We start from the raw sequence: 12,087 nt of genomic DNA on the forward strand, positions 1-12,087 counted from the left end.
GCCGTCGTGGCCGGCGAGGTCAAGGAGCTGGCCCAGCAGACCGCCCGCGCCACCGAGGAGATCACCGGCCGGGTGGGTGCCACCCAGGCCGACGCGTCCGCCGCGGCCGGCGCGATCGCGGCCATCACCGAGGTCATCTCCCGCATCGACGCGCTGCAGTCCACCATCGCCGCCGCGGTGGAGGAGCAGTCCGCCACCACGTCGGAGATGGTGCGCAACGTGGCGGAGGTCTCCACCGGCTCCCAGGAGATCGCCGCGAACATCTCCGGCATCGCGGCCACCGCCACGCAGACCACCGTCGGCGCCGGGCACACCGCCACCACCGCCGGCGAGGTCTCCCGCGCCGCCGCCGAGCTGCAGCAGCTGGTCAGCGCCTTCCGCTACTGACCGCTGCCGTCGGCGCGGTCCGGTGCGTCAGCGCGATCGGCACGACCGTGGTGGTGCTCCGGGTGCAGGCGGGCGATATCGCGAACAGCTCACTCCTGGAGGTCGTCACCACCCCGGTCGTCGCCCTCCCCGCGGCGCTGCTCGCAGCTCCACGGCGCAGGGCGCGGGTGCGGCGCCGGCCCCTTCAGTGACCGGCGGCGACGGCGGGGCCGGCTTCACCCGCGAGCTGCCAGGGCCGCACGAGCAGCACCAGCACGGCGGTGCCGAGCGTCAGGGCGGCCAGGATCACCACGCCCATGGCGCGTGCGTCGTTGCCGAGCAGGCCCACGAGCGGCGAGACCAGCGCGCCGACGCCGAACTGGACGGCTCCCAGCAGCGCGGCGGCCGCGCCGGCGGCCTCACCGTGCCGGGACAGGGCCAGTGCCGGAGCGTTCGGCAGGGCCAGGCCGGTGCAGAACAGGACCGCCCACAGCGGTGCCACCACCCCGGCCAGGCCACCGGTGCCGGTGGTGGACAGCACCAGCAGCGCCGTGCCGGCGAGCAGGCCGCCGAGGGTGCCGGCCAGGAGCACCTGGGCCGGGGCGAAGCGGCGCAGGGCCAGCGGGTTGAGCTGGGTGGCCGCGATCAGCCAGAAGGCGCCGGCGCCGAAGAGGAGCCCGAACTGCTGCTGGTCCAGGCCGAACTGCCCCTGGTACACGAACGAGGCGCCGGCCACGTAGCTGAACAGGGCGGCCATGGTCAGCCCGGCCACCAGGACCAGGCCGAGGTAGGTGCGGTCGCGCAGCAGAGCGCGGTAGGTCCGCACGGTGGCGCCCAGGCGCAGGGGACGGCGCCGCTCGGGCGGCAGGGTCTCGCGCAGCGCCCGCGCGCCGACCGCCAGCAGGACGAGCCCGTAGAGGCCGAGCAGGGCGAAGATCCCGCGCCAGGAGGTGAAGCGCAGCACCTCGCCCCCGATGGTCGGGGCGAGCACGGGGGCAGCGCCCATCACCAGGAACAGCCGGGAGAGCATGGTGGCCGCTGCCCGCCCGTCGTACAGGTCGCGCACGATCGCCAGGGCGATGACGGCGCCGGCCGCGGTGCCCACGCCCTGCAGCACGCGCAGCACGCCGAGGACGGCGATGTTCGGTGCCAGCAGCACGAGCAGCGAGGCGAGCACGTGCAGGGCGGTGCCGGCCAGCAGCGGTCGCCGCCGGCCCAGGGCGTCGGAGAGCGGACCGATCACGAGCTGGCCCAGGGCCAGGCCGACCAGGGTGCCGGTCAAGGTCAGCTGCACCGCGGCCTCGGTCGTCTGCAGCTGCGTGACGATCGTGGGCAGGGCCGGCAGGTACATGTCGATGGTCAGCGGCCCGACGGCGACGAAGGCCCCGAGCACCAGGGCGGTGCGCCCCATGCTCGGGCGGGACGGCTCGACCGGGCCGCTCGCGCCGGTGGCGGGCGGGAGGTCCGTGCGCGAGGTCATGTGGGGATCTTCCGTCGCGGGGCTGGGGTCAGCCGAGCGCACAGGAGCCCGTGGCTCCCCGTCCACGCGGCGAGGACGACAACCGGCGCACGACACGGATCCATTCCCGTCTCGCCACCGGCAGCCCGGACGTCGCACCCGCCCCCGTGCGACCAGCGAACAGCAGGGCTTCCGCGGCGCTCACGGCTCCGTCCACCAGGAGACGGGGCCGTGAGCACCGGCAGGGCCGCAGCCGGAGACCACCGCACGTCCACCAGCTCGCTCGACGGCGCGGTAGGCGGTCGCCGTGCGGGACAGCGCCGCTGCCGTGGCCGGCGTCAATCACCGAGGGCGCGGCAGAAGGCCAGTACGCGTCGCCACAGCAGCGTGGTGGCTGCTTCGTCGTACTCCTGAGGCAGGCTCGGATCGGTGAACAGGTGGCCGGAACCGGGGTAGTCGAAGACCTCGATCGAGGCGCCGGCCGCGTGCGCATCCCCGACCACGGCGTCGATCCACTCCTGTGAGCGGAAGGGGTCGTGCTCGCTGTAGTGGATCTGAGCGGGCACCGCGGCCGGCCAGCCCTGCGCACCGAGCATCGACACCGGGAGCGCACCGGAGAGCATGAGGACGCCGCGGCAAGGCCGCTGGGTGGCTACGTGTTCCGCCATGCCGCCACCGTTGGAGAAGCCCGCGGCGATGAAGCCGTCCGGCAGGTCCTGCACCGCCTGCACCGCGCGGCGCATCAGCTCGGGGAAGCCGACCTGCTCGACGAAGCGACCGGCGTCGTCGTAGTCGTCGAAGCTCCGCCCGCCGTACTGGTCGACGATCAGCACCCGGTGCCCATCGGCGCGCAGGCGGGTGGCGGCGTCGGTGATCCCGGCGCGGACGCCGAGGACGGAGTGGAACAGGGCGATGTCGGTCATGCCCCCCAGCGTGCAGCGGGGTCGGTGACAGCGGCCTGTCACCATTTCTGTCACTCTTCCGGTCGTGAACCGCACCGATCGGTTGCACGCCCTCAGCGAGGAGCTGCGCCGTGCCGGGCCAAGGGGACGCAACGCCGTGCGGTTGGCCGACTGGCTGGAGGTGAGCACCCGCACGATCAAGCGGGACGTCGCCGCCCTGCAGCAGGCCGGGCTGCCGGTGCGGGCGCAAGCCGGCCGGGGTGGGGGGTACGTCCTGGACGAGGTCGCCACGCTCCCACCGGTCAACCTCACCCCGGCGCAGGTGGTCGCGCTCGCGGTGGCACTGGCCGCTGGAGGTGACGCGCCGTACGCCGCCGACGGGCGAGCGGCGCTGGAGAAGGTGCTCGACGTCCTGGGCCCCGCGGCCCGCGACCGGACCGAGCAGCTCGCCAGCCGGGTCTGGGTCCGCAGACCACCCGCGGAGCGCCCCCACGTGCTGCGTGCGGTGGAGGAGGGGCTCGTGCAGCGCCGCGTGCTGGCGCTGCGCTACCGGGACCGGTCGGGCGTGCCCTCGCACCGGCGGGTCGAGCCCCACCTGCTGGCCCGCACGGACGAGCAGTGGTACCTCGTGGGCTGGTGCCGCACCCGTGGCGCCCCGCGCTGGTTCCGCTGGGACCGCATCGAGGGCGCCGACCTCACCGCTGAGCTCGTCCCCGAGCGCGACCCGGCCGTGTTCGGCACCCCGCCCGCCGACGCTCGCCCCGTCCGGTAGTCGATCGACTGCGGGACGGTGAGGCGCGCCAGGACGAGCTCCTGCTGGTCGTGTCTCCGGCCGAGCGCCTCTCCGGAAGCAGCTGAGCGGTGGCAGCCGCCTCAGACCGGGCCGGTCGGTGGCTACAGCCCTGCTGGTGGGTGGGCGTCGAAGACGCTGATCGGGGCGGGACCGTCGAGCAGGGAGGCGCCGCGGACGAGTTGACGTGGGGTGGCCTGGATCGCTGTGAGCTGGTGCTGCTGGAGGTGGTGCTCGAAGGCGAGGAGGTGCAGGTAGCCGAGGGCCGCTTCCTCGACGGGACCAGGGTCGTCCGGACCGGCGCTGGTGAACGTGATCTCGAGGCGACGCGGCAGGGTGCCGGCGGTCGCGGTCACCTCGCGCCCGGTGCGTGACCGCACGTGGGCCTGCACCAGCTCCGGGGTCGGCGGCTTGCGGTGCGGTGACGCAGGTCGGGCGATGAGCATCCGCCCGCCCCCGTTCCGGGTGGCCTCGGGCACGGCGGTCCAGACGATGTCCGAAGGGGGCGCACCGACGTCGGTCAGCAGCTCTTCGAAGGCGCGGTCGACCGCGGGTGCATCGATCGCGAGCCCGCTGAAGGCCTCGACACGACCATCGATGTCGTCGGGGATGCCGAGATCGATCACGACGCCGATCCACTCCAGCGCCGGCGCCGGGCTGTGGTGGGCGACGAAGTCGTCGGGGTCGAAGGCGGCGATCCTCTCCGCCACGTCGAGGTGGAAGTCCTCGATGAGACGCTGAGAAGCGACCGCCTGTCGCCGACCCTCGAAGTCGAAGTCGTCGGCCTTCGCCAGCTCCACCATCGGAACCTGAGCTCGCCGCAGCAGGTGGAGGGAGATGCCGTGCCGCACCTGAGCACGGTCGTAGGCGCGGTACGCGTTGACCGGGTCCACCCACGCCGGCGACAGGATCCCGCGGTCGGCGTACAAGCGCAGCGCCTTCGGCGTCAGACCGGTGAGCGCCTCGAACTCGCCGGCGCTCAGCTTCTCGTCCATCGTGCTCTCCCTCACGCCTGCCGAACGGTCGTGGGACGAGCGTCGACGTCGCCCCTGGGGCGAGGTCAACCCGCACGCTCAGCAGCGCACCCGTGTCCGCGGACGAAGAGGGACTGTTGCACGAACAGGTGACGACCAGCCCGCGGCGCGGCGTCCGGTTGAGGTTCCACCTGCGGCGCGGCAAAGAGGGCGCCGTTGCCGGTTATGGCGCCCACCTCGCCCGCATGACCAAGTTCGAGATGGACGAGAAGGCGTTGCAGCGTGCGGCGGGCGACGCCGTGAAGCGAGCCGTGAAGGCGATCGATCAGGACATGCCCCCGTATCGGGGTCGCGGTGCCGATCAGGTCGAGCCAGCTCTGGAGAGGAGCACGCGGCGACACGGGGTCACGCCTGATCCCCGTGGCAACGACTTCCAGAAGATGGTCGAGGTGATCTCGACAGGGGGCACCTGGTCTCGGGCTGACCGTTTGCGAGGCACCGCGGGGGAGGGGCCACGAGGACGCGACACGTCGTCTCAGAACCCGTGTCCGCAACAGGCGTCTCATCAGCGGCGTGTGGGCGCTTTCTGAGGCGGTCCCGGCTGTGCCCGCCTCCTCGCCCGCTCGCTCGACCGGACAGCGGCGCGGTCACCTGCTCGGCTACGCCCGTGTCTCCACCACCGCGCAGGACCCCGCCCTTGCAGCACGACGCCCTGGCCGCACGCCCCGCCCTGGACGACGTGCTGGCCCGCCTGGGGCCCGGTGAGGTGGCCCAGGCCGTGGGCGTCTCGCGGGCCACGCTGTACCGGGCCCTGTCCACGGCACCGACCAGCTGGAGCTCGTGCTGTCCCACTCTCATCGCGGGTCGCCCGCAGCACCCGCACCCACTGGGCCGGTGCGGGCGGCGAGGGACGAAGTGCGGGTGAGTGCTTCGCGCCGGGCCAGCCAGTCGTCGAAGGCGGGCGCAGGCAGGGCCTTGGCGTGCAGGTACCCCTGCGTCTCGTCGCAGCCCAGCTGGGTCAGTGCGGCCAGGGTGGCTCCGTCCTCCACGCCTTCGGCGATCACGCGCAGGTCCAGGGCGTGGGCCAGGGCGATGGTGTTGGCCACGATCGCCGCCGCGCGCGGGTCGGTGAGCAGGTCGACGGTGAAGGCGCGATCCAGCTTCAGCTCATCGACGGGTAGCTGACGCAGCTGGGTCAGCGATGAGTAGCCGGTACCGAAGTCGTCGATGCTGACCTGCACGCCCAGAGCGCGCAGGGCCTGCACGACGGCCAGGCTGCGTTCGGGCTCGCGCAGCAGCGCGCTCTCGGTGACCTCCAGCACCAGCAGGGTCGCCGGCACCGCGTGCCGGACCAGCAGGGCCTCGATGCTTCGCGGCAAGGAGGCGTCCAGCAAGGTGCCGGCGGCCAGGTTCACCGAGACGCGCACGTCGCGTCCCGTGGCGCGCCAGGCGGCCTGCTGGGCCACCGCCTGGTGCAGGACCTCGCGGGTGACGACATCCATCAACCCGTGCGACTCGGCCAGCGGCAGGAACTGCCCCGGTGCCAGCAGCCCCAGGTGCGGGTGCTGCCAGCGCACCAGGGCCTCCACCCCCGCCAGCTGCCCGCTGCAGTGCTCGCCGACGTGCTCGCCGGACTGATCACCGGGCTGGTCTCCCGCCTGGTCCGCTGGCTGGCCTCCCGGCTGGTGCGAGCCGGTGTGCAGCTGGGGTTGGTAGTGCACCCGCAGCTGTCCGGCGCCGACGGCGTGGCGCAGCTCACCGACCAGTGAGAGCAGGTGACGGGTATCACCGTGGCGCAGCGGGTCGTAGGCCACGACCAGCAAGCCGTTGCGCTTGGCCTCGTACATCGCGGTGTCGGACTGGCGCAGCAGCGCTGCAGCGTCCACCGGCGGCTCCTCGTCACCGGGCCCGGTACCAGCTGCAGCTTCGGCACCAGCTCGGGCGCGCTCGGTGGGTTCGGTGGGCTCGGTGGGCTCGGTGGTGCTCGAGGGGTCCCAGGTGGTGCTGCCGATGCTGAGGTCGACGTGCACGCTCATCCCGCCCAGGCGGAAGGGCTCGCTGAAGGCGGCCCGCAGCACGCGCAGCGCACCACTGGCGCACTCCTCGGCGTGCTCCCCGGTGCGCTCTTGAGGCGAGGAGGTGCTGGCGGTGACAGCGGGGGCGGGAGCGAGGACGGGGGCGATGACCGCGAACTCATCACCGCCCAGTCGTCCCAGCAGCGCGCTGGCCGGCAGCTTGGGCTGCACGCGCTGGGTGACCATGCGCAGCAGCTCATCGCCGGCGCCGTGGCCCAGGCCGTCGTTGACCTCCTTGAAGTGGTCCAGGTCGAACACCAGCAGTTCGAAGGCGGCGCCGCGCTGCAGGCGGGTGTTCAGCTCCTGCATCAGCGCGCGGCGGTTGGCGATGCCGGTCAGCTCATCGGTCAGCGCCTGGCGGCGGCAGGTGGCCAGCTGCACCAGTTCGGTCAGGTTGATCAACAACCGCACGCTGGAGCCCATCACCGCCAGAGCGCCGCACAGGCCGATCACGGCGGGCAGGTCGCTGATCAGCACCGTGACGATGACGGTCACTCCGGCGGCGACGACACCGAAGGCACCGACGGTGGACTTCACCGGGTCGGAGGCATGGGTGGGCACGAAGCGCACCGGCAGCAGCGCCGCTGCCGTCAGCGCCAGCAGACCCACCGCGGCGATCGGCAGCGACCAGGACGGGCGCACACCACCGTGCAGCAGGGCATCGACGGCACCGATGTTGATCAGCGCGTACGTGAAGATCAGCAACCACAGACGCGCATCGCGGTGCAGGCGGCTGACCGAGGCCGAGGTCAGCGCCGCCACCACCAGGACCAGGACCGCGGCGACCTCCACGTCCAGCAGCTGCTGACGCCAGGACAGCTGCGAGGCCCACAACTGCCCAGGAGCACGCGTGGACTCCGGAGCGCTGTAGACCAGCGCGGCGGCGATCGCCGCAGCAGCCACCAGCGCCGAGCTGATCCCGTTGAGCAGGTCATCCGGATCCACCCCGGCGCCGTGCCGGCTCCAGCGCACCACCGCGCGGTAGGCCAGCGGGAAGGTCAGCACCGCGCTGATCGCCGCCGGCACCTCCAGCAGCGCCGCCGTGCTCGGCACGACGCTGAAGAGCACCGTGCCCAGGACCCCGGCGCCGTAGATCGCGCAGCTGATGCTCAGCAGCGTCCACACCCGCCGCTCGGCCACCGAACGCCGAGCACGCCAGGTCACGACCCACCCCGTCGCCGCCAGGACCGTCAGCGTGCACGCCACCTGCACGACCCACCAGGCGAGATCGTCACGGGCCTGCTGACCCCACCACGTCGACACCAACCCCAGCACCGCCGTCAGCTGCGCTGCCAGCACGACCAGCAGCGAACGCGGTGCCGAACCGACCACGCCCCAGACCGCACGAGACAGCGACGCAGCCGTGCCAGGGCCGGCAGGGCGCACGTCGCCGGCCCTTCTCGAGCGCGCGGTGAAGAACAGCACCACCCCACCTCGACACCCGGCGCACCCGTCCTTGAACGATCTCGCGCTCAATCACCTGCTTGCCGCAGCACCACCGCGACGCGTCGGAGGAGGCAACAGCACCGCATCCACGGTGACGTCCCGTGGAGTGGTGCAACTGCGGTCGCGCGAAGCGCTGCGGTTCGGACTATGCCGTGCGGGCGGTGAGGCTGTCGAGGGTGATGTCCGTGTCGGTGCTGGTGCTGGTGCCGGTGTGGTGGACGGGCAGGGCGGTCGGCTCCGGTGGGGTCAGCAGCGCCATCGACGCCTCGGAGAGGTAGCGGCGGCCGGTGACGGCCCACTCATCGTGCGCTTCGATCAGTACGCAGCCGGCCAAGCGCAGCACCGCCGGCGGGTTGGGGAAGATCCCGACGACGTCCGTGCGGCGCTTGACCTCGCGGTTCAGGCGCTCGATCGGGTTCGTGGACCAGATCTTGCGCCAGTGCGCCTCGGGGAAGACCGCGAACGCGGTGACGTCCGGGCCGGCCTCATCGAGCATCGCAGCGACGGCGGGGAACTGGGCTCGCAGGGTGTCGGCGACGACGCGGACCTGCTCGGCCACCAGTGTCGGGGTCGGCTGGGCGAAGATGGTACGGACCATCGCCGCGACCGCCTCGCCCTGGCTCTTGGAGATCTTGGCCAGCACGTTGCGCATGAAGTGGACCCGGCACCTCTGCCAGGCGGTGCCGGCCATGGTCTGCTCGATCGCGGCGACCAGGCCGCGGTGCTGGTCGGAGATGACCAGCTGGACTCCGCGCAGTCCGCGGTCGCGCAGCGAGGTCAGGAACTGCTTCCAGAAGTCGAGGGTCTCAGCATCCCCGTCCCCCGCTTCGCGGGAGGTGCCCCCAGTTGCAGCCGAGCACTTCGCGGTGTCCGTCAGCGGTGACACCGGTGGCGATGACGACCGCCTGGGAGACGACCCGGCCGCGGATGCGGGTCTTGCAGTAGGTGGCGTCGAGGAACACGTACGGAGTTGCCTGCGCGTTCAGCGGACGGGAGGTGAAAGCAGCGACCTCGCCGTCCAGGTCCGCGCAGATCCGGGACACCTCCGACTTGGAGATGCCGGACTCGACGCCGAGGGCTTGGACGAGGTCGTCGACCTTCCTCGTTGAGACGCCGTGGACGTAAGCCTCCATGACGACCGCGTGCAGGGCGACGTCGATGCGCCGACGCGGGGCCAGCAGCGTCGGGAAGAACGACCCGGTCCGCGTCTTGGGGATCTTCACGGTGAGGTCGCCAGCGGTGGTGGCCACCAACTTCTCGCGCACCCCGTTGCGCTGGGTGGTGCGCGTCGAGGTCCGCTCGTGGCGGTCGGCGCCGATGTGCGCTTGGGCTTCCGCCTCAATGAGGGCCTGCAGGGCACCCTGCAGCAACCGGCGCATCAGGTCGCCACCATCGGCGTCGGCGAGTGCCTCGACAAGGCTGGAGAGGGCAGACTGGTGCTCGAGGGTCATCGTGTGGGTCCTGTTCTACGAGGTGCTAGGCGGCTTCTCGCAGAGCTTCACGCGGTGGCCCTCCCTGCTGCCGGTGCGACACACCGATCGCGGCGGGGAAGGCGATCCTCAGTTACACCACCCGGTGGGACTCACCCCAAGACCTAACAAAGCACTACTAGGCCCTGTCCTGTGGATCATGGCGGGAGCTGGGTGATCTTCCGCTCATGCCGGCGGTCTCAAGGGGTCAGCGCAACACTTCCTCGATCGGGTGATTCGGGGAGGCTGTCGTGCCGCGTGGGGACTTCGAGAAGCTGACACCGTTGATGATCGAGGCGGTCTGGAACAAGCTGCGATCAGGCATGGCAGTCAAGCCGGCTTCACGGGCCCTGGGCTTGTGCCCGGGCACCGTGCGCGCCTACCTGGAACGCTGCGGAGGCATCCGCCCGCACCCGCGCAGCCGCGGCCGGGGACGACTCAGCCTGGCCGAACGCGAGGAGATCTCCCGCGGCCTGGCCGAGGGTTGCTCGCTGCGTCAGATCGCCCGCCGGCTTCACCGGGCGCCATCCACCATCGGCCGAGAGGTCACCGCGGGCGGCGGACGGCGCCGTTACCGGGCGGTCAAGGCCGATGATCGGGCCTGGGCTCGAGCGGCTCGCCCCAAGCCGTGGAAGCTGGTGAGCCATCCGCAGTTGTGTCGGCTGGTCGCCGACAAGCTGCTGCGCCGCTGGTCACCGCAGCAGATCGCCGGCTGGTTGAAAGCCACCTTCCCCGACGATGAGGACATGCAGGTCAGCCACGAGAGCATCTACCGCACGCTCTTCGTCCAGCCGCGAGGAGCGTTGCGCCGCGAGCTGACCATCTACCTGCGCACCGGCCGCGCGCTGCGGCGGCCCAAGGGCGTGCGCCTGCCCGACGGGCGCGGGGCACGGCCAGGCACCTTGCACATCTCTGCACGTCCCGCCGAGGCGAGCGACCGCGCTGTTCCTGGTCACTGGGAAGGTGACCTGGTCTTCGGCAAGGGCATGAGCCCGGTCGCCACGCTGGTCGAGCGCTCCACCCGCTTCCTGATGCTCGTCGCGCTGCCCCGCGGTGATCATCGAGCTGATGCCGTCGCCGACGCGCTGGCCGCGGCGATCACCCGCCTGCCCAGCCACCTGGCCCGGTCGCTGACCTGGGACCTGGGCCATGAGATGGCCCAGCACGCCCGCTTCAGCGCTCAGACAGGAGTGCAGGTCTACTTCTGCGACCCCAAGAGCCCGTGGCAGCGTGGCTCCAACGAGAACACCAACGGCCTGCTGCGCCAGTACCTGCCTCGATCGCTGGACTTTCGGACCCTGACGCAGGGCGACTTCGACGCCATCGCTCGAGAACTCAACGAGCGGCCTCGACAGACCCTTGGTTTTCGGTCACCCTCGCAGGTGCTGGCGGAGGTGTTGCGTTGACCGCCTGAGCCCGCACCGATGAGCAAGCGGCCAGACCAGACCGCGATGGGGTGATCCCGCTTCCACTGGCGTGATCCCGAGGCTGGGCACCGGGTGCCATGCTCATCAGGTGCAGGAGCCCTACCGCCCCGTCGCCCTGCGGGTCATGGCCGAGTGGGGCGTTCAGGACCCGGTCTGGGACAGCGACGTCGACCACATGGGCACAGTCGACCCGGGCGAGTTCGGTGCCAGCGACGAGCTCGTCGAGCAGTTGCGGAAGTGGAACGAGCGCTACAACGCTCTCGGCCGGACCGACTACCGCTGGCCCGACGCCGAGCAGGAGCGGGCCTGGCGAGATGAGGGCTTGGGCTTGGCCTACCAGCTGCAGAACGAGCTGCCCGACGTCGAGATCAGCTACTTCGAGGACGGTGACGACCGGCCCCTGCGACAACGCCGCGGTCCTTGAGGCAAGCGCCTGATCTACCGGTCATCCCGCGTTGTGCGCGGTCGCCGCTGGCTGGCGACGTCGCGCTCGTGCCGATGTCGTGGCGTTGCCCTGCTCACCGAGCGGTAGGCACTGCCTGCGTCGGCGCCGACGGCCCGCGTCCCGGTACCGCCAGGTGTCAGCGGCGCTTCGCCGTGTCGGCCAGCACCGACCGTGCAGCTTGATCGGCCCGGCGGTACGCCAGCACCAGGAACACCATCAGCAGCACCATCCCGCCGATCCCGGCAGCACTGCTGATCGCCTCAGCCGCGCTGGCGGGCGCGAGCATGACGCCGAGCACACCGACTGCGAAGACCACCAGCGATGAGCCCGCTCCCAGCCGGGACAGCGGCCAGGCCGCCGCGTGTCCTGCCTGCCACGCGGCCGCTGAAGCGGTGGTGTTCCCCGAGCGCATCCCGATCCACGCGTTGGGTCCCAGCCGAGCCATGCGCGCTGGGCGCAGCTGCCACCCGGTGTACAGCGCCAGCAGGGCCAGCACCAGCAAGGGCACCGTGTGCTGCCAACTGCTCACGAGCTCCACCGTACTCATCACTGTGCCGGGCACCCGGAACGCCGGCCACACCGCAGGCAGGACACCGTGCGCGCACGATCGGCGACGCGGGACGGCGCCCCGTTGATCGCGGTGCTCGTCTTCGTTGTGGCGGCCGTCGCAGCCAGCCAGGTCGATGTTGCCGCCCTCTGGTGGGGCGTGGGCCTGCTGCTGTTCCTGGGGGGCG

At 71.8% G+C, this 12,087-nt stretch carries 9 protein-coding genes and 2 pseudogenes; 5 read left to right on the forward strand and 6 right to left on the reverse strand.

Going from position 1 to position 12,087, the window contains the following annotated elements; translation table 11 throughout:
- Window positions 1–387 (forward strand): annotated as a pseudogene (locus MN205_RS19070) (methyl-accepting chemotaxis protein); the annotation flags it as partial.
- A gap of 184 nt (window positions 388–571) precedes the next feature.
- Here the strand turns inward: MN205_RS19070 and MN205_RS19075 are convergent.
- Both MN205_RS19075 and MN205_RS19080 read right to left on the reverse strand, forming a co-directional pair.
- Complete coding sequence (locus MN205_RS19075) at window positions 572–1,846, reverse strand: multidrug effflux MFS transporter (protein WP_242130013.1); 1,275 nt, start codon at window positions 1,844–1,846, stop codon at window positions 572–574.
- A gap of 317 nt (window positions 1,847–2,163) precedes the next feature.
- Window positions 2,164–2,748 (reverse strand): dienelactone hydrolase family protein, encoded by a 585-nt coding sequence (locus MN205_RS19080; protein WP_242130015.1) that lies wholly within the window; start codon window positions 2,746–2,748, stop codon window positions 2,164–2,166.
- 64 nt (window positions 2,749–2,812) lie between these two features.
- Between MN205_RS19080 and MN205_RS19085 the strand changes: the two genes are divergently transcribed.
- Entirely contained in the window at window positions 2,813–3,499 is a 687-nt protein-coding gene (locus MN205_RS19085; RefSeq protein ID WP_242130017.1) for a YafY family protein, read from the forward strand.
- 122 nt (window positions 3,500–3,621) lie between these two features.
- Here the strand turns inward: MN205_RS19085 and MN205_RS19090 are convergent, their stop codons facing one another.
- Window positions 3,622–4,527: a hypothetical protein gene (locus MN205_RS19090; RefSeq protein WP_242130018.1), complete on the reverse strand. Its 906-nt coding sequence runs from the start codon at window positions 4,525–4,527 to the stop codon at window positions 3,622–3,624.
- A gap of 77 nt (window positions 4,528–4,604) precedes the next feature.
- Here MN205_RS19090 and MN205_RS19095 point away from each other — a divergent pair, with 77 nt between their 5' ends.
- Complete coding sequence (locus MN205_RS19095) at window positions 4,605–5,081, forward strand: hypothetical protein (protein ID WP_242130019.1); 477 nt, start codon at window positions 4,605–4,607, stop codon at window positions 5,079–5,081.
- Window positions 5,082–5,345: 264 nt separating this feature from the next.
- Here the strand turns inward: MN205_RS19095 and MN205_RS19100 are convergent, their stop codons facing one another.
- Complete coding sequence (locus MN205_RS19100; protein WP_242130020.1) at window positions 5,346–7,865, reverse strand: EAL domain-containing protein; 2,520 nt, start codon at window positions 7,863–7,865, stop codon at window positions 5,346–5,348.
- Window positions 7,866–8,157: 292 nt separating this feature from the next.
- Window positions 8,158–9,463 (reverse strand): annotated as a pseudogene (locus MN205_RS19105) (IS256 family transposase).
- Between the two features lie 305 nt (window positions 9,464–9,768).
- Between MN205_RS19105 and MN205_RS19110 the strand changes: the two are divergent.
- A complete protein-coding gene (locus MN205_RS19110; protein ID WP_374115991.1) occupies window positions 9,769–10,887 on the forward strand; it encodes an IS30 family transposase in 1,119 nt (372 codons plus the stop codon).
- A 109-nt stretch (window positions 10,888–10,996) separates the two neighbouring features.
- A complete protein-coding gene (locus tag MN205_RS19115) occupies window positions 10,997–11,332 on the forward strand; it encodes a hypothetical protein (protein WP_242130022.1) in 336 nt (111 codons plus the stop codon).
- A gap of 157 nt (window positions 11,333–11,489) precedes the next feature.
- Here the strand turns inward: MN205_RS19115 and MN205_RS19120 are convergent, their stop codons facing one another.
- The gene (locus MN205_RS19120; RefSeq protein WP_242125024.1) at window positions 11,490–11,882 is read right to left on the reverse strand and encodes a hypothetical protein; all 393 of its coding nucleotides are present in this window, start codon (window positions 11,880–11,882) and stop codon (window positions 11,490–11,492) included.
- Between the last annotated feature and the right edge of the window lie 205 nt (window positions 11,883–12,087).

Origin of the sequence: Kineococcus sp. TRM81007 (genome assembly GCF_022669155.1) — a bacterium.
GTDB lineage: Bacteria > Actinomycetota > Actinomycetes > Actinomycetales > Kineococcaceae > Kineococcus.